This window comes from Microbacterium testaceum StLB037, assembly GCF_008763945.1.
Lineage (GTDB): Bacteria > Actinomycetota > Actinomycetes > Actinomycetales > Microbacteriaceae > Microbacterium > Microbacterium testaceum_G.
This window is the reverse complement of sequence record NZ_VTQH01000001.1, coordinates 293,134-319,067: the sequence shown is the minus strand read 5'-3', so window position 1 is coordinate 319,067 and position 25,934 is coordinate 293,134. Positions and strand designations below refer to the sequence as shown.

The window sequence follows — 25,934 nt, the reverse complement described above, 5'->3', positions numbered from 1 at the left end:
GCCGGTTCAGCCGCCGTGCGGCGCGGGCGGCGTAGGCTGAGGCCGTGCCTGCAGTGAACCTCGGAATGCCCCGCGTGCCGGAGACCCTCGCGCCCCGTCGCAAGACCCGCCAGATCCGCGTCGGCAAGGTCCTCGTGGGCGGCGATGCCCCCGTGAGCGTCCAGTCGATGACCACGACGCCCACGACCAACATCAACGCCACTCTTCAGCAGATCGCCGAGCTCACGGCATCCGGGTGCGAGATCGTCCGCGTCGCGGTGCCGTCGCAGGACGACGCCGACGTGCTGCACATCATCGCCAAGAAGAGCCAGATCCCGGTCATCGCCGACATCCACTTCCAGCCGAAGTACGTCTTCCAGGCGATCGACGCCGGCTGCGGCGCGGTGCGCGTGAACCCGGGCAACATCCGCAAGTTCGACGACCAGGTCGGCGCGATCGCCAAGGCGGCGAAGGACGCCGGCGTCTCGCTCCGCATCGGCGTCAACGCCGGGTCGCTCGATCGTCGCCTGCTCGAGAAGTACGGCAAGGCCACGCCCGAGGCGCTCGTGGAGAGCGCCGTGTGGGAGGCCTCGCTGTTCGAGGAGCACGACTTCCACGATTTCAAGATCTCGGTCAAGCACAACGACCCGATCGTCATGGTGAAGGCCTACCGCCAGCTCGCGGAGCGGGGCGACTGGCCGCTTCACCTCGGCGTGACCGAGGCCGGGCCCGCGTTCCAGGGCACGATCAAGAGCGCCACGGCCTTCGGCATCCTGCTCTCGGAGGGCATCGGCGACACCATCCGCGTCTCGCTGTCGGCTCCGCCGGCCGAAGAGGTCAAGGTGGGCCACCAGATCCTGCAGTCGCTCAACCTGCGCGAGCGCAAGCTCGAGATCGTCTCGTGCCCCTCGTGCGGGCGTGCGCAGGTCGACGTCTACACGCTCGCCGACGACGTCACCGAGGGCCTGAAGGACATGACCGTTCCGCTGCGCGTGGCCGTCATGGGCTGCGTCGTCAACGGTCCCGGCGAGGCGCGCGACGCCGACCTGGGGGTCGCCTCGGGCAATGGCAAGGGACAGATCTTCGTCAAGGGTCAGGTCATCAAGACCGTGCCCGAGTCCGAGATCGTGCAGACCCTCATCGAAGAGGCGAACCGCCTCGCCGACGAGATGGGGCCCGACGCCGCCACCGGCACCGCGCAGGTCATCACGGCCTGACCCGGCCACCGCGGTCCGCGCGAAGCGGATTGGACCGCCGGCGTTCGGCTTTTGTTCCGATAGCGTCGGAAGTCTCATGACCGAGACTCCTCCCGCCTCCCTCGCCCGCCCGCTCATCGCAGGGGTCGTCACCGCCCTCGTCGGCTTCACCAGCACCTTCGCGGTGGTGCTCACGGGTCTGCGCGCCGTGGGCGCGACCCCCGAGCAGGCAGCCAGCGGTCTACTCGCGATCACGCTCGTCGTCGGTATCGGCTGCATCGTGCTCGCGGGGCGCTACCGCATCCCGATCACCGTCGCCTGGTCGACCCCGGGCGTCGCGCTGCTCGCCGCGACCGGAACGGTCGAGGGCGGGTGGCCCGCGGTGGTCGGCGGGTTCCTCGTGTCGGCAGCGCTCATCCTGTGCACGGCGCTGTTCCCTCCGCTCGGGGCGCTCATCGCCCGTATCCCCCCGTCGATCGCGCAGGCGATGCTCGCCGGCGTCCTGCTGCCGCTGTGCGTGGCGCCGTTCACCGGTCTCGTGAACGACCCCTGGGGCGTGGCGCCCGTGCTGATCGTGTGGCTGCTGGCATCCCGATTCCTGCCCCGGTGGGCCGTGCCGCTCGCGTTCGTCGCGGCGATCGCGGTGGTCGCAGTGGAATTGACCCGCTCGGGAGTGGACACGGATGCCGCTTCACTCCTGCCCCGGCTCGAGTTCACCACCCCCTCGCTCACCGTCGGGGCGGTCGTGGGGATCGCGTTGCCCCTGTTCGTGGTGACGATGGCGTCGCAGAACGTGCCCGGCGTCGCCGTGATGCGCAGCCTCGGATACACGATCCCCTGGCGCCCCGCGATGCTGGTCACCGGGCTGGGCTCGGCCGCCGCGGCCGGTTTCGGCGGACACGCGATGAACCTCGGCGCGATCAGCGCGGCGATCGCGGCGGGCCCCGACTCGCACCCCGATCCGAAGAAGCGCTGGGTCGCCGGCGTCTCGGCCGGGACGACTTACCTGGTGCTCGGCGCGCTGTCGGCGGCGTTCGCGGCGATCGTGCTGCTGGCTCCGGCCGGGGTCATCCCCGCGGTGGCGGGCGTCGCGCTGTTCGGGGCCTTCGGCTCGGCCGTGCAACAGGCCATCGACGACCCCGGCGAGCGGGTGCCGGCCGTGGTCACGTTCCTCGTCGCGGCATCCGGGATCGCGGTGTTCGGCGTGAGCGCGGCGTTCTGGGCGCTGGTCGCGGGACTCGTGGTGCGCACGGTGCTGCACGCGGGGCGGCGGGTGGCCTGACCGGCACCGGGGCGGCGGGTGCGGTGACGCGGCGCGGCCCGGAATCGCAGAAGGCGACGAATGTCGCAGAATTTCCGCGGGATTCTGCGAGGTTCGTGCCGATCTGCGAGGAAGACGCCCCTCGGCACCCGTCAGCCGTCCCCGAGCTCAGCGAAACCCCGGTAGTGAGACGCTCGAGTGGTCAGCCCCACCCGAGTTCGGCGCGCAAGCGCTCGCGCACGAGGACGTACCGCGGGTACTCGCCGAAGAACGCGATCTTCCGCGAGAGCAGGTCGTCGCCCTCGACCGCGTCCTCGCTCACGTAGCTGAGGAAGCTCTCGGCGAAGTCCTCGGTGACGTTGGTCGCGGCGTACGCGTCGACGAAGTCCTGCTCGTGAGCGGCGTAGAACGCCTCCGCGATGTCGACGTCGATGTTGTCGGCGTCCGGGGCGTCGGTGTAGTCGGCCCAGAACAGGTCCGAGAACGTCAGGAGATCGGCATCCGCGAGCAGGCATCCCTGACCCGTCCACAGGGTGTCGCAGGTCTCGGTGAACGTGTCCGACGACTCCGGCCCCAGGCTGAGCACGTGCGCGTACTCGTGCACCAGAGTGGCCATCCAATAATCGTTGTCGTCGGCGTAGGAGAGGTTCGCCGCGAACGTCCAGTACTCGCCCGACTGAGACCGTGACACCCAGGCCATCGTGTCGCTCGACACGTCGCGACCGAGGCGCAGCTCCTCGATGCGGGTGGCCGCCCCGCGTGGGGTGAAGACGCGCTCGATGCCCGCCCACACCTCCGCCGCCTCAGGGGTGGGCTCGGGAGAGAGGGTGCCGTCGGCGCCCACCTCGTAGACCTCGGTGATCGCGAACGGGTCGAGCTCGTCGGCGGGGGGTTCGAGCTCGTCCGCCGAGGGGCCGGGCTCGGAGGGCACGGGCAAGTCTTCCCCCCACGTGTCGGGCGAGGCCGAGGTGGCGAGCGAGACCGCCAGCGCCGCCGCACCGACGGTGCCCCACAGCCCCGCGCCGAGCACGATGGCCACGCCGGTTGCGGTCACGGCGATCCAGGGGCTGCGCATGCGTTCACCATAGGAGGCGGGCCGGCGGTGACGGTGCGGCGCAGGACGGGGTGAAGCCGGGACGGCCCGATCGTCACCGTTCCGTTATCCACCGAGGCGCAAATGCGGGAACCCATGGCTCTTCCGCGGACACTACTGAGTGTGGATGAAGACGACGCCGGGCTGTGGGACCGGGTACTCCAAGGCGATGAGCTCGCGCTCGCCGCGCTGTTCGACCGGCACGAGACGCGGCTGTTCCGCCATGCGTCCCGTCTGCTGACTCACCGGGAGGATGCGAAGGATGCCGTCACCGTGGCGTTCTTCGAGCTGTGGCGCAAGCGGGCCTCGGTGCGTCTGGTCGACGGGTCGCCGCTGCCGTGGTTGCTGACGACGGTGGCGCACACCGCGCGGAATCTGGAGCGTTCGAGCCGGCGCTATCGCGCGCTGCTGGATCGGGCGCTGGTCGCCGAGCCGGCGTCGACGTCATCCTCGGACGACAGCGGGGTCCTCTCGGCGCTGAAACGCCTCCCCGAACGCGAGCAGGCGGTCGTGGTGCTGTCGGTGCTCGAGGGGTACGCAGAGCGCGAGATCGCCCAGGCGCTCGGCATCCCGGCCGGAACGGTCAAATCGCGGCTCGCCCGCGCCAAAGCGAAGTTGCGCGATGAGCTCGCGCTGGAAGGGGCACGGGCATGAACGACGAACTGACGCCCTCCGAGCGCGCAGCCCTGCGCGCCCGTATCGTGGGCGGCGCTCACGACATCAAGCCCGTCGGGGCGCACGGGAACGCCTGGATCGCGGGATCCGTGGCCGCTGTCCTCGTCGTCGCGATCGCCGGGGGAGTGACGGTGACCTCGACGCTCAGCGCACCCGAGATCGCGACCACGCCGTCGCCGAGCCCGACCGTGACGGCGGAACCGGTGCCGACGGCGACGCCCACCGACGTGTCGACCCCCACCCCGGCACCCACCCCCCTCGCCACGGCGCCCGTCCTCGCCTTCGGCGGCGACTGTTCGGCTGTCCTTGACGACAGTGCGGCCTCTTCGGTGGTCGGTGTTCCGATGCGTCTGTGGGAGGGGCTGTCCGTCTGGGACGCTCGATCGCTGGGCGGCATCTCGTGTCACTGGCGGACCCAGGACTCCTCGGGGTGGCAGTCGGTGGGCGTCAGCGTTCTTCCCTACTCCGTCGTGCCGGACGCCGTCCGCGCGAAGATCGGCGTCGCCCCCGTCTGCGAGGGTGGGCCGTGCGACTACTCGGAGCGCTTCGGGGACGCGTGGGTCTCCGCATACGCGAGCAGCGACTCCGTGGCGATGGACGCCGTAGCAGCGGTGGGACCGCGCGCAGCCACGTCGCCGGGGACAGAGCGGGCGCTTCCGGCGGCGGCCTGGCATCTCGACGACTGTCAGGACCGGCTCCGGGGCGCCGTCGAGCAGACCCTCGGACGTGTCGGGCTCGAACCGGTGGGAACCGACAACGTCCCGCAGGGCCAGGAGTGGGACGTCCTCACCGGGCGCGGCGCCGCCGCCTGGTGCTCGGTCGCCCCTCCCTCCGCCGATGACCCCGATTTCTTCACCCTGCGGCTCAGCATCGCCGCAGGCCTGCAATCGGACCCGAGCGAGGTGGAGCGGTTCGGGGGCATCCCGGTTCAGGTCGACGGTGCCCGTGCGGCGTGGTGGATCCCACCCGCGAACGGGGTCGGCGGGCGCCTGCGGGCGGACGCCGACGGGGGGATCATCGAGGCGGTGGGCACGGATCTCACGCAGGAGCAGATGCGCGCCCTCGCCGCGAACATCATCGGCGCGCTCGGGTGACCCCTGGCATCCGCCCCTCCCACCCCCGCGTTCTAGACTCGACTCTCGTGGTCACCCGTCTGTCGAACTATTTCCTCCGCACGCTTCGCGAAGACCCCTCGGATGCCGAGGTCACGAGCCACCGCCTGCTCGTGCGCGCCGGTTACATCCGTCGCAACGCCCCCGGCGTCTTCGCGTGGCTGCCGCTCGGTCTGAGGGTCAAGGCCAAGATCGAGACGATCGTCCGCGAGGAGATGGCGAACGCGGGCGCTTTCGAGGTGCACTTCCCGGCGCTGCTGCCGCGCGAGCCCTACGAGGTCACCGGCCGCTGGGAGGAGTACGGTGACGCGCTGTTCCGCCTGCAGGACCGGAAGGGCGCCGACTACCTGCTCGCGCCCACGCACGAGGAGATGTTCACCCTGCTGGTGAAGGATCTCTACTCGTCGTATAAAGACCTGCCCCTGACGATCTACCAGATCCAGGACAAGTACCGCGACGAGGCCCGACCCCGCGCGGGCCTGCTGCGCGGCCGCGAGTTCACGATGAAGGACGCCTACTCGTTCGACGCCACGGATGCCGGGCTCGACGCGTCGTACCAAGCTCAGCGCGACGCCTACGAGCGCATCTTCACCCGCCTGGGTCTCGAATACGTGATCGTCGCCGCCGACGCCGGCGCGATGGGCGGATCGAAGTCGGAGGAGTTCCTGCACCCGACCCCGATCGGCGAAGACACGTTCGTGCGGTCCGCGGGCGGCTACGCGGCCAATGTCGAGGCCTTCACGACGGTGGTCCCCGACGCTCTGCCGATCGAGGGGCAGCCCGAGCCGGTCGTCTTCGACTCGCCGAACACCCCGACGATCGCGACCCTCGTCGACCACTCGAACGCGCACCTCGACGCCCCCGCGCCCGGTATCGCGGGCCAGGCCACCGCCGAGGCGACCCAGTGGACCGCCGCGCACACGCTGAAGAACGTCGTGCTCGCCCTGACGCACCTCGACGGCACCCGCGAGCTCGTGGTCGTGGGTCTTCCCGGTGACCGCGACGTCGACGACAAGCGCGTCGAGGTGGCTTTCGCCCCCGCCGAGGTCGAGGCGGCCACCGAGGCCGATTTCGCGAAGAACCCGCTGCTGGTGAAGGGCTACATCGGCCCCTGGTCGCCGACGGGTGCGGTGCTGGGCGAGGAGTCGGCGACGAAGATCCGCTACTACCTCGACCCCCGCGTCGTCGACGGAACCGCCTGGATCACGGGCGCCAACATCGACCAGAAGCACGTGCACTCGCTCGTCGCGGGCCGCGACTTCGTCGGCGACGGCTTCGTCGAGGTCTCGACCGTGCGCGAGGGCGATCCCGCCCCCGACGGCTCCGGCCCGGTCGAGCTCGCGCGCGGCATGGAGATCGGCCACGTCTTCCAGCTCGGCCGCAAGTACGCCGAGGCTCTCGGGCTGAAGGTGCTCGACGAGAACGGCAAGCTCGCCACGGTCACGATGGGTTCGTACGGCATCGGCGTCACCCGCATCCTCGCGATCATCGCCGAGCTCAACAACGACGCCAAGGGGCTCATCTGGCCGACGTCGGTCGCGCCCTTCGACGTGCACGTCGTGGCGACCGGCCGTGACGCGGCGGCGTTCGAGCTCGCGGCATCCGTCTCCGACCAGCTCGAGGCCGCCGGTCTCGACGTGCTCTACGACGACCGCCCCAAGGTGTCGCCGGGTGTGAAGTTCGGCGATGCCGAGCTCGTCGGCATCCCCCGCATCCTGATCGTCGGTCGCGGCGCGGCCGAGGGCCAGGTCGAGCTGTGGGACCGCCGCACGGGCGAACGCGAGACGGTGTCGGTCGACGACGCCGTGGCGGCGCTGACGCGCTGATCCCGTACCGAAACGGCATCCGTCCCGCATCCGCCGGGAGGGGTGCCGTTTCGTCGTCCGCACGGCTGTATCCCTCGGTAGCGTGGATGCCATGATCTCGGCCCCGCGTCTGTCCCTGTCCGACGGCTCCACGATCCCGCAGCTGGGCGTCGGCACCTACAAGGTGCCCGCCGAGGCGACGGCCGGCCTCGTCGAGGGTGCGCTCGCCGCGGGCTACCGCCACATCGACACGGCCGCCCTGTACGGCAACGAGGCCGAGGTGGGCGAGGGCCTGCGGGCGTCGGGTCTCGACCGCGACCAGGTCTTCATCACCACCAAGGTGTGGAACGACGACCAGGGGTTCGACGAGACGCTCCGCGCTTTCGACACCAGCGCCGCGAAGCTCGGCCTCGACCGCGTCGACCTCTATCTGATCCACTGGCCCATCCCGAGCGCCGACCGCTACGTCGACACCTGGCGAGCCCTCCAACGCCTGCAGGAGGAGGGGCGGGCCACCTCGATCGGCGTCAGCAACTTCTCGGCACCGCACCTCGAGCGCCTGCGCGACGAGACGGGGGTCCTCCCCGCCGTGAACCAGGTCGAGCTGCACCCCCGCTTCCCGCAGGACGAGCTCGTCGATTGGCACGTCGCGCACGAGATCGTCACCGAGTCGTGGGCGCCGCTCGCGCGCGGCGGGTTGCTCGACGAGCCCGTTCTCGCCCGGATCGCCGAGCGCTACGGCAAGACCCCGGCTCAGGTCGTCGTGCGCTGGCACCTCGACCGCGGACTCGTCGTGTTCCCCAAGTCGGTGTCGCTCGAGCGCATCCGCGAGAACGGCGACGTCTTCGACTTCACGCTCGATGCCGACGACCACGAGGCGATCGCCACCCTCGAGACCGGGGAGCGGACCGGGCGCAACCCCGACCTCGACTGAGACCGGCTACGCGTCGAGCCGGGCGAAGCGCGCACGGAAGATCGTGAACACCCCGTAGGCGAGGAAACCCAGCCCGACCAGCGCCGCCAGGACCGGCCCGGCGGGCAGCGCGATGAGCGCCGATGTCGCCCCGTCGAGCCCTCCCGCGGTGTCGGGTTCGACGGTGACCGCCGCGACGACCACGAGGACGCCGACGACGATCAGCGCCACACCCTTCGCGAGGAAGCCGACGACGCCCAGCGCGGTGAGGGCGAACCCGGCGGGTCCGTCCGGCGTGCGCACCTTGGAGTGGAACGACCGTCGCAGCCCCATCCAGACGAACCCGATCCCGACGCCGGCGACCGCGAGGCCCACCGTCCCCAGCACGAAGCCTCCGATGGGCCACGACAGCACCCCCTGGCTGAGGGTCTCGGCCGCCTCTTCGGCCCGCGGGCGCGCGCCGAGGGCGACGGATGCCGAGACCAGACCGATCGCGACGAAGACCACGCCCTGCGGGGCCTCGGTCAGAATCCGCCCGATGCGGCGCCACACCGTGAGGCGCCGCGGCGCGAACGCCTGCAGCAGATGCCACGCCCCCAGCGTGACGAGTCCGATCGCGAGGCACCACAGCGCCGCCGCCCCGAGGGGTACGGCGGCCAGCGCGCGGAACGCCCCCGTTTGATCGCTGTCCTCTCGCGCCCCGAGACCCACTGCGATCACGAGTCCGCCGATGAGCAGATGCAGGATGCCGTTGGCGACGTACCCCGCGCGGGCGGTGACGCGGAACGCGGGGTTGGCCTCCGCCTCGCGGGCGGCGACGCGAGCGGAGGAGGGCATCTGCGCACCGTATGCCGATCCCGGCCCGCGCGGCAATCCGGTTGCGGCGCGGGTTTCCGGCATCCACTCGCCTCCCCCGCCGAAGGCGCTCGTGCGGCGAACGGGTGAAGATCCTGTGTCAAGGCCGTTGCCGTCTTGGCAGGGTGGTGCCGATCTGATTACGGTCGGATGGTGCCCGAGAACACCTCAGAGCTGCGTCCCACTCACCCGCTCGCCATCGCGCCGGTCGTCGCCCCCGCGGCATCCGTCGACGGGTTCGCGAAACAGTTCCTTCAGAACCTGAACTTCGACCAGGGCGTGACGCTGTCGACCTCCGACGTCAACGACCAGTACCTCGCGCTGGCGTACACCGTGCGCGACTACCTCATGGCGCGCTGGTTCGACGATCGTGCGCAGCAGAAGGCCCAGCAGAACAAGACCGTCTGCTACCTCTCGGCCGAGTACCTGCTGGGGCGCCAGCTCGACAACAACCTGCTCGCCGCCCGCCTGACCGACATCGCGACCGAGGCTCTCGCCCAGTGCGGCATCGACATCGACGACCTGCGTCAGGTCGAGATCGAGCCGGGCCTGGGCAACGGTGGTCTCGGACGCCTCGCGGCCTGTTTCATCGACTCGCTCGCGACGATGAGCGTGCCGACGATCGGCTACGGCATCCGCTACGAGTACGGCATCTTCCGCCAGGCCTTCGCCGACGGTCAGCAGATCGAGCAGCCCGACGCGTGGCTGCGCATGGGCTCGCCGTGGGACTTCGCCCACCCCGAGGCCGCGCAGACCATCTCGTTCGCCGGCACCACCGAGACCTACGACGACGACGGCGTCGAGCGCACCCGCTGGATTCCCGAGTGGAACGTGCTCGCGGTGCCGTACAACATGATGGTCCCGGGCTACCACAACGGCCGCGTGAACACCCTGCGCCTGTGGCGCGCGGTGGCCACGAACGCCTTCGACCTGCACACCTTCAACTCCGGCGACTACGTCGAGTCGGTGCGCGCTCAGACCTTCGCCGAGAACATCTCCAAGGTGCTCTACCCCGAGGACTCGACGCCCCAGGGAAAAGAGCTGCGCCTGCAGCAGCAGTACTTCTTCGTCGCGGCATCCATCGCCGACTTCATCGAGCACGTGCTGCCCGACGACTTCGACCTCGACAAGCTCCCCGAGCGCGTGATCTTCCAGCTCAACGACACCCACCCGGTGATCGGCGTCCCCGAGCTGATGCGCGTGCTCGTCGATGAGAAGAAGCTCGAGTGGGATGCCGCCTGGGCCATCACCCAGAAGTGCTTCGCGTACACCTGCCACACGCTGCTTCCCGAGGCGCTCGAAGTGTGGTCGGTCGACCTGCTCGGGCGTCTGCTGCCGCGCCACCTCGAGATCATCTACCGCATCAACGACGAGTTCCTGCTCGAGGTGCGCGAGCGTTTCGGTGACGACGAGATGCTCATCCGCAACATGTCGATCATCGGCGAGCACCCCTACCGCTCGGTGCGCATGGCCTACCTGGCCACGGTGGCGGGCTCCAAGGTCAACGGCGTCGCCGAGCTGCACTCGCAGCTGCTGCGCGACAACGTGCTGAGGGACTTCGCCGAGATGTGGCCCGACAAGTTCACCAACGTCACCAACGGCGTCACGCCCCGCCGCTTCCTCCGTCTGGCCAACCCCGACCTCTCAGCCCTCATCACCGAGGCGCTCGGTGCCGGCTGGACCGTCGACCTCGAGCGCCTGCGGGGCTTGGAGGCCCTGGCCGACGACGCCGACTTCCGCGAGCGTTTCGCCGCGGTCAAGGCGTCGAACAAGCGTCGCCTGAGCCGCGTGCTCGAGGCGCGGGGCGAGGACCCCCTCGACGACGGCCACATGCTCGACGTCATGATCAAGCGCCTGCACGAGTACAAGCGGCAAACGCTCAAGGTGCTGCACATCGTGAGCACCTACGAGGGGATCGTGTCGGGTCGACTCGACGTCGCCGACGTGCAGCCGCGCACGTTCCTGTTCGGTGCCAAGGCCGCCCCCGGCTACGGCATGGCCAAGCGCATCATCCATCTCATCAACGCCGTCGGCGAGGTGGTCAGCGCCGACGAGCGCGTGCAGGGCAAGCTGAAGGTGCTCTACCCGGCGAACTACAACGTCACCCTCGCCGAGAGCATCATCCCCGCCGCCGACCTGTCGGAGCAGATCTCCCTCGCCGGCAAAGAGGCGTCGGGCACGGGCAACATGAAACTCGCCCTCAACGGTGCCCTCACCATCGGCACCGACGACGGCGCGAACGTCGAGATCCGCAAGCTCGTGGGCGACGACAACTTCTTCCTCTTCGGCATGAGCGAGCCCGAGGTCGAGGCGCTGTGGGCCGAGGGCTACCGTCCCGCCGACTTCTATCAGAAGGACGAGCGGCTGCGCAGCGCCATCGACCTCATCGCCTCGGGCGCCTTCTCGGACGGCGACCGCACGGTGTTCGAGCCCCTCGTGTCGAACCTCCTGTACGAAGACCGGTTCATGGCGCTCGCCGACTTCTCGTCGTACCTCGACGCGCAGGACCGCGTCGACGCCGCCTACGCCGACCAGGACGGGTGGGTCCGCGCGGCCATCCTGAACGTCGCCCGCAGCGGCTACTTCTCGTCCGACCGCGCCATGCGCGACTACCTGGACCGCATCTGGCACGCCACCCCGGTGAGCTGACGCGGTCTCCGGATGCCGTGACCCGGGCGAGCGCCCGAGGTCGCGGCATCCGTCATTCTGTCGGCGGTATGCGGGACGGTGCCGGGCGCGGTGCGTGTACAACTCCGGAGATCCGGGGGCCGCGTGGCCAGCGCACCCCGGAACCGTGGGGGCATCGCGGCGCGTTGCGCCGTTCTCTCCTGCGTTGTGCACGGCGGCTGGCGGGAAGGCTGCGAAGGCTGGCAGGCCGGCGACGGCGTCGTGGGGGCGACCTGCGCGAGAGTGGAAGCCTCTCGACCCCGGAGGGCCCGTGTACATCAGCGACTTCACCGTTCCCGACACCCTCGCCGCCCGGGGTGCCCTCGCGCTCGCCCGGCAATACCAATCGCCGGCGATCACGGCGCACGCGCTGCGGTCGTGGCTGTGGGCCGAGGCGTTCGCGGTGGTCGACGGCATCCGGAACATCGATCATGAGCTGCTGTACGTCGCCGCCGTCCTGCACGACATCGGCACGGTGACGGAGTTCGACAACCACTCGATCTCGTACGAGCACGCCGCCGGCCATGTCGGTGTCGCGCTCACCGCGGGCGCGGGGTGGGAGCAGCCCCGACGCGAGCGTGCGCTCGAGGTGATCGTGCGACACAACTGGCCGCGGGTGGATCCGTCGATGGATGCCGAGGGGCACCTGCTCGAGATCGCGACGGGCCTCGACATCTCGGGTGCCCGCCCCGACGCGCTGCCCGAGGACTTCCGACGCGAGGTGCTCGCCGCTCACCCGCGCGGAGCTCTAGCCGCCGAGTTCGGCGCGTGCGTGCTCGACCAGGCGGCGCGCAAGCCCGATACCGCCGCCCAGCGCCTGGTGGACGGGGGAGTGGTGGCCAAGCTCGCCGCGAATCCCCTCGAATCGCTGTGATCCGTGAGGTCCTGGCATCCGGAATCGTCCGCCGAGATGCGAGGGTCGTGGCATCCCGGGTATCGTAGGAGGGTTGTCGGCGCCGGTCGTGCCGACGAAAGCTGAACAACGGAGGGCCTTGTGGACATCGATCTCGCACTTCTGAAGACGATCGAACGCGAGAAGGAGATCCCCTTCGACGAACTCGCGCGCATCATCGAGCAGGCGATCCTCACCGCCTACGCGAAGCACATCTCGCCCACCGGCGAGATCCCGTCGGGCGCTCGCGCCTCGCTCGACCGCAAGACCGGTCACGTGGGCATCTTCACGCCCGTGACCGACGACGAGGGTGCCGTCATCGGTGAAGAGGAGCAGGCTCCCGACGACTTCGGCCGGATCGCCGCCTTCGCCGCCAAGCAGGTCATCAGCCAGCGTCTGCGCGACATCGCCGACGACGCCGTGTTGGGGGAGTTCAAGGGCAAAGAGGGCGACATCGTCGCCGGTGTCGTCCAGCAGGGCCCCAACCCGCGCATGGTGCACGTCGACCTCGGCACCGTCGAGGCGATCCTCCCGCCCGAGGAGCAGGTTCCCGGTGAGACGTACGCGCACGGCTCGCGCCTGCGCGTCTACGTCACGAGCGTGTCGAAGGGCAACAAGGGCCCGCAGATCACCGTCTCGCGCACCCACCCCGGGCTGGTGCGCAAGCTCTTCGCCCTCGAGGTTCCCGAGATCGCCGCGGGCCTGGTCGAGATCGTCTCGCTCGCGCGCGAGGCCGGCCACCGCTCGAAGATCGCCGTGAAGGCGACCGACCCCACGGTCAACGCCAAGGGCGCGTGCATCGGAGAGCTCGGGCGACGCGTGCGCGCCGTGACCGAGGAGCTCGCGGGCGAGAAGATCGACATCATCGACTACGACGCCGAGCTGCCGCGCTTCGTCGCGAACGCGCTGTCGCCCGCGAAGGTGACCTCGTCCTTCGTCCTGGATGCCACGACCAAGGCCGTCCGCGCGCTCGTGCCCGACTACCAGCTGTCGTTGGCGATCGGCAAGGAGGGCCAGAACGCCCGCCTGGCCGCCAAGCTCACCGGCGCGAAGATCGACATCCAGCCCGACAGCATCCTCGAAGACAACTGAGGGTCCGATCGTCCCCACGATCGCGAGGTGTAGGATGGAACCCGTACGAACGTGCGTCGGATGCCGCGCACGCGCCCCCCGATCCTCGCTTCTGCGTGTGGTCGCCGACGGATCGGTCCTCGTCGCAGATGAGCGAGCGGTCCTTCCCGGGCGGGGAGCGTGGGTGCACGAGACGGACGCATGCGTGAGGAAAGCTCTCACGCGCCGCGCCTTCGTACGAGCATTGCGTGTATCAGGCCCGCTTGACACGCAGACCTTCGAATCACACCTCCAGCGAAAAGGCTGAACGGCTATGGACACGAAGTGAACGGCTCGAAATGAGACCCGTCCGCAACTAACGGTCTGCCCTGTCCGGGGTAGGCCCTCAGACAGGAGAATTGTGGCTAAACCACGCGTGCACGAGATCGCTTCCGAGCTCGGCGTCGACAGCAAGGTCGCGCTTGCGAAGCTGAAGGAGCTCGGCGAGTTCGTCAAGAGCCCCTCATCCACCATCGAACCCCCGGTGGCCCGTAAGCTCCGCGCCGCCCTCGCGGCCGAGGGCTCGTCGGCCCCGGCCGGCGGCGGTTCCTCCGCCGCGCCCGCGGCGCGCCCCGGAGCCCGTCCGGGCCCCGCGCGTCCCGCGGCGACCCCCGGTGCCCGTCCCTCGGGCCCCACCCCCGGCCCCGCGAAGCCTGCGGCTCCCGCCGCTCCCGCGGCGACTCCGGCTCAGGCCGCACCCGCGGCATCCGCCCCCGCCTCCGAGGCCCCCGCGGCCACGCCGGCGGCGAAGCCGTCGACTCCGTCGTCGCCCCCGAGCCCCGGCTCGACCGCGCCGACCCCCGGTGGAGCGACCCCCGGCGCCGGTGCCCCCAAGCCCGGTCCGAGCGCGCCCCCGCGTCCGGGTGGAGCCCGCCCGGGCAACAACCCCTTCGCTTCGTCGCAGGGCATGGGCCAGCGTCCGTCCGGCCCGCGCCCGGGTAACAACCCCTTCGCCTCGGCGCAGGGCATGGGCCAGCGCCCGACCCCCGGCAACATCCCGCGTCCGCAGGCTCCGCGCCCCGGCGCCCCGCGTCCCGGTGCCCCGCGCCCCGGTGGTGCCGGTCGTCCCGGTGGCGGCGGTCGTCCCGGCGCTCCGTTCCAGCAGCGTCCCGGCGGTCCCGGTCGTCCCGGCGGTGCCGGTGGCGGCTTCCAGCGCCCCGGTGGCGGCGCTCCCGGCGGCGGCGGTTTCGCCGGTCGTCCCGGTGGCGGCGGTGGCCGTGGCCGTGGCCCCGGCGGTGGTACCGCAGGTGCCTTCGGTAAGGGCGGCGGCAAGTCGAAGCAGCGTAAGTCGCGTCGGGCGAAGCGGCAGGAATTCGAGATGCGGTCGGCGCCGGTCGTCGGCGGCGTCAACGTCTCGAAGGGCAACGGCGAGATCATCCGCCTTCGTCGCGGTGCCTCCATCGCCGACTTCGCGGACAAGCTCGAGGCCCTGCGCGGTTACACCGTGCAGCCCGGCACGCTCGTGACCATCCTGTTCAACCTGGGCGAGATGGCCACCGCGACCGAGTCGCTCGACGAGGCCACCTTCGAGGTGCTCGGCGAGGAGCTCGGCTACAAGATCCAGATGGTCTCGCCCGAGGACGAAGACAAGGAGCTCCTCGAGGGCTTCGGTCTCGACCTCGATGCCGAGCTCGAGGCCGAGAGCGAGGACGATCTCGAGATCCGTCCTCCCGTGGTCACCGTCATGGGTCACGTCGACCACGGTAAGACGCGACTGCTCGACGCCATCCGCCAGACCAACGTGGTCGCGGGCGAGGCCGGCGGCATCACGCAGCACATCGGTGCGTACCAGATCTGGACCGAGCACGAGGGCATCGAGCGCGCGATCACCTTCATCGACACCCCGGGTCACGAGGCGTTCACCGCCATGCGTGCCCGTGGTGCGCAGGTGACCGACATCGCGATCCTCGTGGTCGCGGCCGACGACGGCATCATGCCCCAGACGGTCGAGGCGCTGAACCACGCCCAGGCGGCGAACGTGCCGATCGTGGTCGCGGTCAACAAGGTCGACAAGCCCGACGCCAACCCCGCCAAGGTGCGCCAGCAGCTCACCGAGTACGGTCTGGTCGCCGAGGAGTACGGCGGAGACGTCATGTTCGTCGACGTTTCGGCGCGACAGAACCTCAACATCCAGGCTCTCCTGGATGCGGTCCTGCTCACCGCCGACGCCGGCCTCGACCTCACGGCCAACCCGAACAAGGCGGCCCGCGGTGTCGCGATCGAAGCGAAGCTCGACAAGGGTCGCGGTTCGGTCGCCACGGTGCTCATCCAGTCCGGAACCCTGCGCGTCGGCGACGCGATCGTCGCCGGAACGGCCTACGGCCGCGTCCGCGCGATGATGGACGAGAACGGCGAAGCGGTCGAAGAGGCCTACCCGTCGCGTCCCGTCCAGGTGCAGGGTCTGAACTCCGTGCCCCGCGCCGGCGACGTCTTCATCGTCACCGAGGAGGACCGCACCGCCCGTCAGATCGCCGAGAAGCGTGAAGCGGCCGAGCGCAACGCCCAGCTGGCCAAGGCCCGCAAGCGCATCTCGCTCGAAGACTTCACCCGTGCTCTCGAAGAGGGCAAGGTCGAGTCGCTCAACCTCATCATCAAGGGTGACGTGTCGGGTGCCGTCGAGGCGCTGGAAGAGTCGCTGCTCAAGATCGAGGTCGACGACAGCGTCCAGCTGCGCATCATCCACCGCGGTGTGGGTGCGATCACCGAGTCGGACATCAACCTGGCCACGATCGACAACGCGATCGTGATCGGCTTCAACGTCCGTCCCGACACGAAGGCCCGCGAGCGCGCCGCCCGCGAGGGTGTCGACGTGCGGTTCTACTCCGTCATCTACAACGCGATCGACGACGTCGAGCAGTCGCTCAAGGGTCTGCTCAAGCCGGAGTTCGAAGAGGTGCAGTCGGGTGTCGCCGAGATCCGCGAGGTGTTCCGCTCCTCGAAGTTCGGCAACATCGCCGGTGTCATCGTGCGGTCGGGAACGATCACGCGCAACGCCAAGGCCCGCGTCATCCGCGACGGTGTCGTGCTGGCCGACGGCCTGGCCATCGAGTCGCTGCGTCGCTTCAAGGACGACGTCACCGAGGTGCGGACGGACTTCGAGGCCGGTATCGGCCTGGGCAAGTTCAACGACATCCAGGTCGGCGACGAGATCGAGACGACGGAACTCGTCGAGAAGCCGCGAGGCTGATCGTCAAGCGGGGGTCGTGCCTTCGGGTGCGGCCCCCGCTTCGGCCTGCGGGGTGTGCATCTCCGAGAGCAGAGCGGGGCCCCTACCCCGATGCTCTCGGAGATGCACACCCCTCCGGCCTCCGCTGGGTACGCTCCTTCGTCAGGACCGCCACCCGGCGATGAGCCACGGGGCACTCGACTCGCGGCGGTATGGAGAAAGAAGGAGAAGGCTGTGGCAGGGGAACGACAGGCACGGGTGGCGGACCGGATCCGCGTGGTGCTCGCCGAGCGTCTCGAGAAGGGGCTGCGCGACCCGCGGCTCGGTTTCGTGACCATCACCGACGTGCGGGTCACGGGTGACCTCCAGCGCGCTTCGGTGTTCTACACCGTCATGGGCGACGAGGCGCACCGGGCCGACACGGCCGCGGCGCTGAAGTCGGCGACGGGCATGCTGCGCAGCGAGGTCGGCAAGCACCTCAACACGCGTCTCACCCCGTCGCTGGAGTTCATCCTCGACGGCATCCCCGAGAACGCCGACCACATCTCGGCGCTGCTGCGCGAAGCGCGCGAGCGCGACGAATCCGTCGCGGGCCTGGCCGCCTCGGCCGCCTACGCCGGCGACGCCGACCCGTACGTCAAGCCGCGCGAAGACGACGAAGACGACGACCCCGAAGACGAGATCGACGACGAGGACGCCCCGCGCGCCTGAGCCTCGACGCACGCGGCCGGAGGTCGCCCCTGAGTGGGGTGGCATCCGGCCGTCGTCGTCCCCGGCGCGGTGCGTACCGGGCTTCGGACGAACGCGCGAACCGGCGGGGGAGAACAGCCCGGATCGCCCGAAGACGGCGGAGATGTCCGGAGCGCGGCACGCGGCCCGGACGAGGAATTCAGGATGCCGGATGGCCCGGCAGCCGCAGGAGGTCGTCGTCCGCTTCGGCCAGGCCGTCGGCGATCAGCGAGTCGATCGCCCGGTCGCGCTGGGCGGCGTCGGGCCAGTCCGGCAGCACCGCGGACAGCGGCATCGGGGACGGGGCCGCGTCGCGAAGGAGCTTCAGCACCGCGCCGCGCGCCTGCCGGTCGCTGCCCTCGTACTTCGCCTGCCGACGCCGCCGGTCCTCGGAGGCGGGGTATCCCGCGGCGCGCCACGCGCACTGCGCGGCGAGCGGGCACAGGTCGCACTTCGGCGCGCGGGCCGTGCAGACGATCGCGCCGAGCTCCATGGCGGCGGCGTTCACGACGGCCGCCTCGAGCAGGTCGCGGGGGAGCTCGGCATCCATCCGCTCGAGATCACGGCGGTGCGGGGGGCCGGGCTGCGCCACGCCCTCGACCGCGCGCGCGAGAACGCGCCGGGTGTTCGTGTCGACGACCGGGTGCCGGTCGCCGTAGGCGAAGACCGCGACCGCGCGCGCCGTGTAATCGCCGATCCCGGTGAGGGCGAGGAGGGCCTCGACCTCGCGGGGGACGACGCCGTCGTGCCGATCGCGGATCTCGACCGCCGCCCGGTGCAGCCACAGCGCGCGGCGCGGATAGCCGAGGTTCGCCCACTGCGTGACCGCGTCGGACGGGGGAGAGGCCGCGAGATCGGCGGGGGTGGGCCAGCGCTCGAGCCACGCCTCGAGGTGCGGGATGACGCGCGCGACCGGCGTCTGCTGCAGCATGAACTCGCTGACCAGCGTGCCCCACGCCCCGAACCCCGGGCGGCGCCAGGGAAGGTCGCGCGCCGCGTCGCGGTACCACTCGATGAGCGGGGCGGCGAGGGCTGGCATCCCTCCAGCCTAGGCTCGCCCGGCCCCGGCCCGGCGCGCCGTCGGGAGCGTGAACGAGCGGTCGGGGGTGGCGGCGGTCCGATGTCGGAGGTCGACCGTAGGCTGGAAGCATGTCGAGCGAGAACCCCGTCGAGACCCTCCAGCGCAGCCTGCGCGACCTCATGCGGCAGAACAACCGCGCGGGGCGCGTGGTGGTGGCGATCGAGGGGCTGGATGCCGAGGGGGCCCGCGTCTTCGCCGACGGCTTCGCCTCCGCGGTGGCCGAGGACGGCACGCCCGTGCACCGGGCCAGCGTCGAAGACGGCGAGACCGACGTGCGCGAGTCCGTCGTGGCACCGTTCCGCGCCGGGGAAGGCGACGCCGTGCTCGTGGTCGACGGAGTGTTCCTGCAGACGCCCGCGCGCCGGGGGTTGTGGAACTGGTCGGTGTGGCTCGAGGTCAATCCTCCGGTCGGGCAACCACGGCCCGAGCTGCCCGAGGCGCAGAAGCACTACGTCCACACCGCGCGACCGCGCGTCGCGGCCTCCGTCATCGTCGAGAACTCCGACCCGACGCACCCGGTGCAGGTGTTCGGGGACTTCTGCTGATGGTGCGTCCCGGCATCCTCCTGGTCGACAAGCCCGGAGGCATCACCAGCCATGACGTCGTTTCGCGGGCCCGCCGCGCCCTCGGCACGCGCAAGATCGGCCACGCCGGCACGCTCGACCCCATGGCGACGGGCCTGCTCGTCCTCGGGGTCGAGGGCGCGACTCGGTTGCTCACCTATATCGTCGGCGCCGACAAGACGTACAAGGCGACGATCCTGCTCGGCGTCGAGACCGACAGCGACGACGCCGACGGGGTCGAAACCTTGCGGACGGACGCCTCCGCAGTGACCGACGACCAGATCGTCGCGGGCATCGCGCAGCTGACCGGAGAGATCGACCAGGTGCCGAGCACCGTCTCGGCGATCAAGGTCGACGGCCGGCGTGCCTACGATCTCGCCCGGGCGGGCGAGGAGGTAGAGCTGAAGGCGCGACGCGTCACCGTCTCGCGCTTCGACGTCCGCGAGACGCGCCGGCAAGGCGTGACGATCGAGCTCGACGTCGTCGTCGACTGCACGAGCGGCACGTACATCCGCGCCCTGGCCCGCGACCTCGGTCGATCCCTCGGCGTGGGCGGGCACCTGACGGCGCTGCGTCGTACGCGCATCGGCTCCTTCGACGTCTCGGCCGCGGCATCCGTCGATGACATCGCCGAAGACGCCCTCGTCGAGCCGGCCACGGCCGCCGCGGTGGTCGTGGGCGCCCTGGCCGTCGGCGCCGACGAAGCGCGAGATCTGCGGCACGGCAAGCGCATCGACGGGGGAGGACGCCTGACCGGCGCCGTCGCCGCCGCGATCGACCCCGACGGGCGCCTCGTGGGCATCGTCGAGAAGCGCGGCACGCAGCTCAAGAGCGCCATGAACATGCCCGAGGAGGCCGCCCGATGATCCTGTGGTTCACCCTCGTACAGGTGGGGATCGCGGTGCTCGCGGGTCTCGTGGCGATCACGGCGGGGCTCATCGGCCGCCGACCGGGAGATGTGACCGTCGGCTCCCTCGCGCTCATCGAGCTGCTGCTCATCGTGCAGATCGTCGTCGCGATCATCGCGCCGTTGGCCGGCAATGCGCCGACCGGAAGCCTGCTCGAGTTCTGGACGTATCTCGTCTCGGCCGCCCTCGTGCCCGTCGCCGGCGCGGCCTGGGCCCTGCTGGAACGCAGCCGCTGGAGCACCGTCGTCATGGGTGTCGCCGCCCTCGCCGTCGCCGTCATGGTGTGGCGCATGCACCAGATCTGGACCGTGCAGATCGCCTGAGACCCCGGATGCCGGGACCCCGGGGCGAGCGCCGGGCACTCCGGCCGCGGGAGAACTAGAATCGTGAGGTCATGGCATCCACAGCTCCCACCCGCTCCCGGGGGATGACCGGCATCGGCCGTGTCCTCGTCGTCGTCTACGGCATCATGGCGCTCGCCGCCACAGGCCGCTCGTTCGTGCAGATCGTGCGCGAGTTCGACGACGCCCCCCTCGCGTACACGCTGTCGGCCCTCGCGGCGGTCGTCTACATCCTGGCGACCCTCGCCCTCGTGTTCTCGGCGCGTCCTGTCTGGTACCGGGTCGCGTGGATCGCGATCGGTTTCGAACTGGTGGGGGTGCTCGTCGTGGGCACCCTGAGCCTCGTGCTGCCCGAGCTGTTCCAGCACCCGACGGTGTGGTCGATCTACGGTTACGGGTACCTGTTCATCCCGCTGGTGCTGCCCTTCGTCGGACTCTGGTGGCTCACGCGCCACCGTCGGGCGTCGCGGTGATCGTCTTCCGCGACCCGTCCGAGGTGCCCGCGCACTTCGGTCCCTCGGTCGTGGCCATCGGCAAGTTCGACGGCGTGCACGCCGGGCACCGTGCCGTGATCGACCGCGCGCGCATCGACGCGTCCGACGGTGCGCGGGTCGTGGCCGTGACCTTCGACCGCAACCCGCTCAGCGTGCTGCGTCCCGAGAAGTGCCCGCCCGACGTGATCGGCCCGCACCAGAAGCTGGAGCTGCTCGAGCGCGCCGGAGTCGACGCCACTTTGCTGCTCACGTTCGACGCGGAGCTCGCCGCGATTCCCGCCGACGCCTTCGTCCTGCGGGTTCTCGTCGAGGCACTGCAGGCCCGCACGGTCCTGGTCGGCCGTGACTTCCGCTTCGGCGCCGGGGGAGCGGGCGACCCCGACCTGCTGGAGCGCATGGGTGCCGAGCACGGCTTCCGCGTAGACGTGGTGGACGACGTGCGCGCGGTGCACGCCGACCGGAGGGTGTCGTCGACGTGGATTCGCGAGGCCCTCTCGGCCGGCGACGTGACCACGGCGGCGCGTCTGCTCGGTCGCGCGCCGTCGGTCTGGGGCGAGGTCGTGCACGGACTCAAGCGCGGTCGCGAGCTCGGCTACCCGACCGCCAACCTCTCGCCCGACCTCGAGGGCTTCATCCCCGCGGACGGCGTCTACGCCGGCTGGCTCGTCGACGTCGACGGGGCGCGCCGCATCAGCTACCCGGCCGCGATCAGCGTCGGCACGAACCCGACGTTCGACGACGTGCACGCGCGCCAGGTCGAGGCCTACGTGATCGATGAGACCGGGCTCGACCTGTACGGGCACCACGTCGAGGTGCGTTTCGTCGAGCGCGTCCGCGAGATGACGGCCTTCGACGGCATCGACGCCCTGCTCGTGCAGATGGCCGACGACGTCGAGCGGGCGCGGGCGATCCTGCGCTGAGCGCGGGGGTGTGCGCCGGGGTGCTGGGCACCGGGCACTGAGCGCCGGACGCACGCTTTCGGGGCGGGTTTCGTGGCCCCGGGGCCACGCCGGCGCGAGGGGAACGCGGGGAGCGTTGACGCGTCACTTTCGGGGCGGGTTTCGTGGCCCCGGGGCGTTGTTGGTGGTCCCGGGGCCACGCCGGTGCGAGCGAAAACATCACCCGACCCACGCGCCGCCCGGACCGCAGCTCAGTCCTGCCGCGACAGGTGATTCCGGATGCCGAGGAACGACGCCGCAGCCCCGAGCAGCATCAGCACGGCGGTGAAGACGGCCGCGCGATGGAACCCGCCCAGATCGAGCGAGCCCCCGACGACGGCGGACACGGCGGCGATCGCGAGAAGGCCCGCTACGCGCGACACCGCGTTGTTGACGGCCGACGCGATGCCCGAGCGCTCGGTGTCGATCGCGCCGAGCACGGCTGCGGTGAGGGGCGACACCGTGGCGGTCAGGCCCAACCCCCACACGATGACGCCCGGCAGCACCTGCGTCCAGTAGTCGAAGTCGTCGCCGACGCTCAGGAGCAGCAGCGCCCCGCCGGCCATCACGACGGGCCCGAGCGTCATGAACAGACGCGGTCCGAAGCGACCCGCGAGGGCACCCATCCGTGAGCTGAGCAGGATCATCAGCACCGTGCTCGGCAGCGAGGCGAGCCCCGCGAGGGTGGCCGGCAGCCCCGCGCCCTGCTGCAGGTACACGCTCAAGACGAAGCCATTGAGCGAGAGGGCGGCGTAGACGAAGACGGTCGTGAGGTTTCCCGCCCAGAAGTTGCGGGAGCGGAACAGGTCGAGCGGCATCATGGGGTCGCGCGCGGTCCGCTGGCGCACGAGGAAACCCGCGAACGACAGGATGCCGACGAGCCCGGGGACCCAGATCACGGGCGATGCCCACCCGAGGTTCGGCTGCTCGATGAGGGCGAAGACGATGCCGCCCAGGCCCAGGGCGCACAGGACGGCGCCGAGGATGTCGACGCGCGCGTCGGGTCGACGGTGGTCGCGGTGCCCGAGGCGGATGAGCAACCACAGCGTCACCGCGATGGGCAGCACGTTCACGAGGAACACCAGACGCCACGACAGCGTGTCGACGAAGATGCCGCCCACCAGGGGGCCGGCGAGCATGGCGACCGTGGTCGCCCCGGTCCAGATGCCGATCGCGCGCGCCTGCGCGGGCCCGCGGAAGGTCGAGGTGATCAGCGCCAGCGAGCTCGGGACGAGCAGTGCTCCGGCAACGCCCTGCAGAGCCCGGGCGACGATGAGGAACTCGGCGGTGGGGGCCGCGGCGATGGCGAGCGAGGTCAGGCCGAAGCCGACGAGGCCGATCCGCAGCACGACGATCCGCCCGAGCACATCGCTCAGCGATCCTGCGACGAGGATGAACGCCCCGAGGGTCACGAGGTAGGCATCGACGACCCACTGCTGCGTCGACAGACCGCCACCCAGCTCGCCGGCGATCGCGGGGAGGGCGACGTTGACCACGGTCCCGTCGAGGAACGACACGAACGACGCCAGAACGGCGACCGCCAGCACGACCCGCTGCTCGCGTGTCATCGTCTCGGCCATGACTCCAGCGTAGGGTCGCGCACAGTGCCCGGGGCGGGTGGCGGCGTGCGATCCGCCCGCCCAAGGAATACCCCCAGGGGGTATCCTGTTCTGAACGGAGTGACCGGAGGAGAAGCCATGGGCGAGAACACCGAAGCGCCGACCGCGGAAGCCGTGCTCGATATCGAGGGCATGACCTGCGCCAGCTGCGTCGCCCGCGTCGAGAAGAAGCTCGGCCGGGTCGAGGGCGTTCAGGCCGCGGTCAATCTCGCGACAGAGACCGCGCGCGTGCGGTACCCGGCCGACCTCGACCCCACGGCGCTCGTCGACGCCGTCCGCTCCGCCGGTTACGACGCCACCGTTCGTCCGCGTTCCGCCACCCCTCTCGCAGCGCCGGGCCCCTCGGCATCCGTCGCCCCGGACGAATCCCGGCGGGAGGAGCGAGCGGATGCCGGCACCCCGACGCCCGAGCCCGTCGCCGTCCCCGCCCCCGGCGGAGAGATCGACGCCACAACGGGTCGAGCGCTCGATGAGGACGCGGATCACGGCGGTCACGTCCACGACACCGGCGACGCCCCCGGATCCACGCCGCTGCGCGTGCGGCTGTGGGTCTCGCTCGCTCTCGCGGTGCCGGTCGTCGCACTCGGGATGATCCCGGCGTGGCAGTTCCCGGGGTGGCAGTGGGTGTCGCTCGTTCTCTCGACGCCGATCGTGCTGTGGGGCGGGTGGCCGTTCCACCGTGCGACGCTGCGCAACGCCCGCCATGGCGCCGCGACCATGGACACGCTGATCACCCTGGGCACCTTCGCCGCCTACCTGTGGAGCGTGTGGGCTCTCGTGTTCGGAACGGCCGGGCGGATCGGCATCCGTCATGAGGTCATGCTGTTCGGCCCGGTGCACGACGCCTCCGCGGTCGTGTACTTCGAGGTCGCGGCGGCGGTGACGGTGTTCCTGCTGCTGGGGCGCGTGATCGAGCAGCGGTCCACGCGGCGGGCCGGGGCGGCCCTGCGCGCCCTGCTCGACCTTGGCGCGCGCGAGGCCGAGCTCGCGGACGGGCGCCGCATCGACATCGACCGGCTCGCCGTCGGCGACGTCTTCGTCGTGCGTCCGGGAGCCATCGTCGCCACCGACGGAGACGTGCTCGAAGGACGCGCGTCGATCGACGAGAGCATGCTGACGGGCGAGTCCCTCCCCGTGGACGTCGGTCCCGGATCCACCGTCACCGGCGGCACGATCGCCTCGGGCGGCCGGCTGGTCGTGCGCGCGACCGGGGTGGGCGAGCAGACGCGCCTCGCCCGCATCGCCCGCCTCGTCGAAGACGCCCAGCTCGGCAAGAGCCGCGTGCAGCGCCTCGCCGATCGGATCTCCGGCGTGTTCGTTCCCGTCGTCATCGCGCTCGCCGCGCTGACCCTCGTCGCATGGCTGGTCGCCGGGCAACCCGTCGCCGCCGGCTTCACCGCGGCGGTGGCGGTGCTGATCATCGCGTGCCCCTGCGCCCTGGGGCTCGCCACCCCCATCGCCATCCTCGTGGGCACCGGGCGGGGGGCGCAGCTCGGCATCCTCGTGACGGGTCCCGCCGCCCTGGAGTCCGCCGAGCGCATCGACACGATCGTGCTCGACAAGACCGGCACCCTCACCTCGGGACGCATGAGCGTCGCGCGGGTCACGACCGTCGAGGCACAGGATGCCGCGGACGCCCTGCGGCGCGTCGCCGCGGTCGAGCGCGGGTCGGAGCACCCGATCGCCCACGCGATCGTGGCCGCGGCGGGGGAGGGGCCGGTCGCCGCCGATCTGGAGGCCCTGCCCGGGCGCGGGGTCACGGGAACCGTCGACGACGTGCGCGTCTTCGCGGGTCGCCCGGCGCTGGCCGCCGACCTCGGAGGGCAGCTGCCCGCGACGCTCGCCCAGGCGGTCGATGAGGGGGAGCGCCGCGGCACCGTCGTGGTCGCCGGGTGGGCCGGTCGCGACGGGGCGATGAGCGCCCGGGTCGTCATCGAGGTGGCCGACACCGTGCGTCCCGAAAGCGCCGCGGCGATCGCGCAGCTGAAGCGGATGGGGCTCGAGCCCGTGCTCCTCACCGGCGACAACGAGCACGTCGCCCGCGCCGTCGCCGAGCAACTGGGCATCGAGCGGGTGCGCGCCGGGGTGCTGCCCGAGGGGAAGGTCGCGGCCATCACGACGCTGCGAGCGGAGGGGCGCACCGTCGCGATGGTCGGCGACGGGGTCAACGACGCCGCCGCCCTGGCATCCGCCGATCTGGGTATCGCGATGGGAGGGGGGACGGATGCCGCGCTGCACGCGAGCGACGTGGCCCTCATGCGCGACGACCCGCGGGGGATCGTCACCGCCCTCTCCCTCAGCCGCCGGACGATGCGGATCATCCGCGGCAACCTGTTCTGGGCGTTCGCGTACAACGTCGCGGCGCTGCCCCTGGCCGCGCTGGGTCTGCTGAACCCGATGCTGGCCGGGGCGGCGATGGCGTTCTCGAGCGTGTTCGTGGTGCTGAACAGCCTGCGGCTGCGACGCGCGGGCTGACTCGCTGCGCGTGAGGCGCCAGGATTTGTCGCTTCGCGGCTCTCCGCGGCGACAAATTCTGA

General features: G+C 70.9%; 22 protein-coding genes. 18 read left to right on the top strand and 4 right to left on the bottom strand.

The genetic code is table 11. The annotated features are described in order from the left end of the window. Positions 1 to 44 precede the first annotated feature (44 nt). Together ispG and F9B98_RS01560 are read left to right on the top strand one after the other, a co-directional pair. Positions 45 to 1,196 (top strand): flavodoxin-dependent (E)-4-hydroxy-3-methylbut-2-enyl-diphosphate synthase, encoded by a 1,152-nt coding sequence (ispG, locus tag F9B98_RS01565; protein ID WP_191966619.1) that lies wholly within the window; start codon positions 45 to 47, stop codon positions 1,194 to 1,196. A 76-nt stretch (positions 1,197 to 1,272) separates the two neighbouring features. After that, on the top strand, positions 1,273 to 2,457 hold the full coding sequence (locus F9B98_RS01560; RefSeq protein WP_150951924.1) for a benzoate/H(+) symporter BenE family transporter: 1,185 nt from the start codon (positions 1,273 to 1,275) through the stop codon (positions 2,455 to 2,457). 181 nt (positions 2,458 to 2,638) lie between these two features. Here the strand turns inward: F9B98_RS01560 and F9B98_RS01555 are convergent, their stop codons facing one another. Continuing rightward, positions 2,639 to 3,511: an NADH:ubiquinone oxidoreductase subunit 4 (chain M) gene (locus tag F9B98_RS01555; RefSeq protein WP_150951921.1), complete on the bottom strand. Its 873-nt coding sequence runs from the start codon at positions 3,509 to 3,511 to the stop codon at positions 2,639 to 2,641. A 141-nt stretch (positions 3,512 to 3,652) separates the two neighbouring features. Here F9B98_RS01555 and F9B98_RS01550 point away from each other — a divergent pair, with 141 nt between their 5' ends. The 4 genes from F9B98_RS01550 (at position 3,653) to F9B98_RS01535 (ending at position 8,055) form a co-directional block, all read left to right on the top strand. Then, positions 3,653 to 4,183 carry an RNA polymerase sigma factor gene (locus F9B98_RS01550; protein ID WP_191966618.1) on the top strand — a complete coding sequence of 177 codons (531 nt, stop codon included), beginning with the start codon at positions 3,653 to 3,655 and terminating at the stop codon, positions 4,181 to 4,183. Then, the gene (locus F9B98_RS01545) at positions 4,180 to 5,298 is read left to right on the top strand and encodes a DUF3597 domain-containing protein (RefSeq protein WP_150951915.1); all 1,119 of its coding nucleotides are present in this window, start codon (positions 4,180 to 4,182) and stop codon (positions 5,296 to 5,298) included. The genes F9B98_RS01550 and F9B98_RS01545 overlap by 4 nt, the downstream gene beginning before the upstream one ends. A gap of 47 nt (positions 5,299 to 5,345) precedes the next feature. Next, positions 5,346 to 7,142: a proline--tRNA ligase gene (locus F9B98_RS01540; RefSeq protein ID WP_150951912.1), complete on the top strand. Its 1,797-nt coding sequence runs from the start codon at positions 5,346 to 5,348 to the stop codon at positions 7,140 to 7,142. Positions 7,143 to 7,233: 91 nt separating this feature from the next. Continuing rightward, a complete protein-coding gene (locus F9B98_RS01535; protein ID WP_150951909.1) occupies positions 7,234 to 8,055 on the top strand; it encodes an aldo/keto reductase in 822 nt (273 codons plus the stop codon). 6 nt (positions 8,056 to 8,061) lie between these two features. Here the strand turns inward: F9B98_RS01535 and F9B98_RS01530 are convergent, their stop codons facing one another. Then, complete coding sequence (locus F9B98_RS01530; protein WP_150951906.1) at positions 8,062 to 8,871, bottom strand: DUF1206 domain-containing protein; 810 nt, start codon at positions 8,869 to 8,871, stop codon at positions 8,062 to 8,064. A gap of 171 nt (positions 8,872 to 9,042) precedes the next feature. Between F9B98_RS01530 and F9B98_RS01525 the strand changes: the two genes are divergently transcribed. The 6 genes from F9B98_RS01525 (at position 9,043) to rbfA (ending at position 17,435) form a co-directional block, all read left to right on the top strand. Further along, positions 9,043 to 11,538 carry a glycogen/starch/alpha-glucan phosphorylase gene (locus tag F9B98_RS01525; RefSeq protein WP_225310183.1) on the top strand — a complete coding sequence of 832 codons (2,496 nt, stop codon included), beginning with the start codon at positions 9,043 to 9,045 and terminating at the stop codon, positions 11,536 to 11,538. 289 nt (positions 11,539 to 11,827) lie between these two features. Next, positions 11,828 to 12,430 (top strand): HD domain-containing protein, encoded by a 603-nt coding sequence (locus F9B98_RS01520; RefSeq protein ID WP_150951899.1) that lies wholly within the window; start codon positions 11,828 to 11,830, stop codon positions 12,428 to 12,430. A gap of 120 nt (positions 12,431 to 12,550) precedes the next feature. Then, positions 12,551 to 13,540: a transcription termination factor NusA gene (nusA, locus tag F9B98_RS01515; RefSeq protein ID WP_150951896.1), complete on the top strand. Its 990-nt coding sequence runs from the start codon at positions 12,551 to 12,553 to the stop codon at positions 13,538 to 13,540. A 34-nt stretch (positions 13,541 to 13,574) separates the two neighbouring features. Continuing rightward, positions 13,575 to 13,826, top strand: coding sequence for a YlxR family protein (locus F9B98_RS01510; RefSeq protein WP_094733408.1), 252 nt, complete (start codon positions 13,575 to 13,577; stop codon positions 13,824 to 13,826). A 93-nt stretch (positions 13,827 to 13,919) separates the two neighbouring features. Further along, the gene (infB, locus tag F9B98_RS01505; protein WP_191966617.1) at positions 13,920 to 16,745 is read left to right on the top strand and encodes a translation initiation factor IF-2; all 2,826 of its coding nucleotides are present in this window, start codon (positions 13,920 to 13,922) and stop codon (positions 16,743 to 16,745) included. Positions 16,746 to 16,958: 213 nt separating this feature from the next. Continuing rightward, complete coding sequence (gene rbfA / locus F9B98_RS01500) at positions 16,959 to 17,435, top strand: 30S ribosome-binding factor RbfA (RefSeq protein WP_150951893.1); 477 nt, start codon at positions 16,959 to 16,961, stop codon at positions 17,433 to 17,435. A 178-nt stretch (positions 17,436 to 17,613) separates the two neighbouring features. Here the strand turns inward: rbfA and F9B98_RS01495 are convergent, their stop codons facing one another. Further along, positions 17,614 to 18,492: an A/G-specific adenine glycosylase gene (locus F9B98_RS01495; RefSeq protein ID WP_150951890.1), complete on the bottom strand. Its 879-nt coding sequence runs from the start codon at positions 18,490 to 18,492 to the stop codon at positions 17,614 to 17,616. 110 nt (positions 18,493 to 18,602) lie between these two features. Between F9B98_RS01495 and F9B98_RS01490 the strand changes: the two genes are divergently transcribed. From F9B98_RS01490 to F9B98_RS01470, 5 genes are all read left to right on the top strand, one after another. After that, the gene (locus F9B98_RS01490; RefSeq protein ID WP_150951887.1) at positions 18,603 to 19,079 is read left to right on the top strand and encodes a hypothetical protein; all 477 of its coding nucleotides are present in this window, start codon (positions 18,603 to 18,605) and stop codon (positions 19,077 to 19,079) included. Next, positions 19,079 to 19,963 carry a tRNA pseudouridine(55) synthase TruB gene (gene truB / locus F9B98_RS01485; protein WP_150951884.1) on the top strand — a complete coding sequence of 295 codons (885 nt, stop codon included), beginning with the start codon at positions 19,079 to 19,081 and terminating at the stop codon, positions 19,961 to 19,963. The genes F9B98_RS01490 and truB overlap by 1 nt, the downstream gene beginning before the upstream one ends. After that, a complete protein-coding gene (locus tag F9B98_RS01480) occupies positions 19,960 to 20,328 on the top strand; it encodes a hypothetical protein (protein ID WP_150951881.1) in 369 nt (122 codons plus the stop codon). Before truB ends, F9B98_RS01480 begins: the two co-directional genes overlap by 4 nt. A gap of 71 nt (positions 20,329 to 20,399) precedes the next feature. Next, entirely contained in the window at positions 20,400 to 20,819 is a 420-nt protein-coding gene (locus F9B98_RS01475; RefSeq protein ID WP_150951878.1) for a hypothetical protein, read from the top strand. After that, positions 20,816 to 21,760, top strand: a complete 945-nt coding sequence (locus F9B98_RS01470; RefSeq protein WP_150955729.1) for a bifunctional riboflavin kinase/FAD synthetase — start codon at positions 20,816 to 20,818, stop codon at positions 21,758 to 21,760. Before F9B98_RS01475 ends, F9B98_RS01470 begins: the two co-directional genes overlap by 4 nt. Positions 21,761 to 21,990: 230 nt before the next feature. Here F9B98_RS01470 and F9B98_RS01465 read toward each other — a convergent pair whose 3' ends face one another. Next, entirely contained in the window at positions 21,991 to 23,358 is a 1,368-nt protein-coding gene (locus tag F9B98_RS01465) for an MFS transporter (RefSeq protein ID WP_150951875.1), read from the bottom strand. Positions 23,359 to 23,475: 117 nt separating this feature from the next. Between F9B98_RS01465 and F9B98_RS01460 the strand changes: the two genes are divergently transcribed. Then, a complete protein-coding gene (locus F9B98_RS01460; protein WP_150951872.1) occupies positions 23,476 to 25,872 on the top strand; it encodes a heavy metal translocating P-type ATPase in 2,397 nt (798 codons plus the stop codon). Positions 25,873 to 25,934: the final 62 nt, after the last annotated feature.

Bases quoted from the DNA above. Each gene is read 5' to 3' on its own strand.
- F9B98_RS01560 (WP_150951924.1), top strand. From the start codon at position 1,273: ATGACCGAGACTCCTCCCGCCTCCCTCGCCCGCCCGCTCATCGCAGGG.
- F9B98_RS01555 (WP_150951921.1), bottom strand. From the start codon at position 3,511: ATGCGCAGCCCCTGGATCGCCGTGACCGCAACCGGCGTGGCCATCGTG.
- F9B98_RS01545 (WP_150951915.1), top strand. From the start codon at position 4,180: ATGAACGACGAACTGACGCCCTCCGAGCGCGCAGCCCTGCGCGCCCGT.
- F9B98_RS01535 (WP_150951909.1), top strand. From the start codon at position 7,234: ATGATCTCGGCCCCGCGTCTGTCCCTGTCCGACGGCTCCACGATCCCG.
- F9B98_RS01530 (WP_150951906.1), bottom strand. From the start codon at position 8,871: ATGCCCTCCTCCGCTCGCGTCGCCGCCCGCGAGGCGGAGGCCAACCCC.
- F9B98_RS01510 (WP_094733408.1), top strand. From the start codon at position 13,575: ATGGAACCCGTACGAACGTGCGTCGGATGCCGCGCACGCGCCCCCCGA.
- F9B98_RS01495 (WP_150951890.1), bottom strand. From the start codon at position 18,492: ATGCCAGCCCTCGCCGCCCCGCTCATCGAGTGGTACCGCGACGCGGCG.
- F9B98_RS01490 (WP_150951887.1), top strand. From the start codon at position 18,603: ATGTCGAGCGAGAACCCCGTCGAGACCCTCCAGCGCAGCCTGCGCGAC.
- truB (WP_150951884.1), top strand. From the start codon at position 19,079: ATGGTGCGTCCCGGCATCCTCCTGGTCGACAAGCCCGGAGGCATCACC.
- F9B98_RS01480 (WP_150951881.1), top strand. From the start codon at position 19,960: ATGATCCTGTGGTTCACCCTCGTACAGGTGGGGATCGCGGTGCTCGCG.
- F9B98_RS01475 (WP_150951878.1), top strand. From the start codon at position 20,400: ATGGCATCCACAGCTCCCACCCGCTCCCGGGGGATGACCGGCATCGGC.
- F9B98_RS01465 (WP_150951875.1), bottom strand. From the start codon at position 23,358: ATGGCCGAGACGATGACACGCGAGCAGCGGGTCGTGCTGGCGGTCGCC.
- F9B98_RS01460 (WP_150951872.1), top strand. From the start codon at position 23,476: ATGGGCGAGAACACCGAAGCGCCGACCGCGGAAGCCGTGCTCGATATC.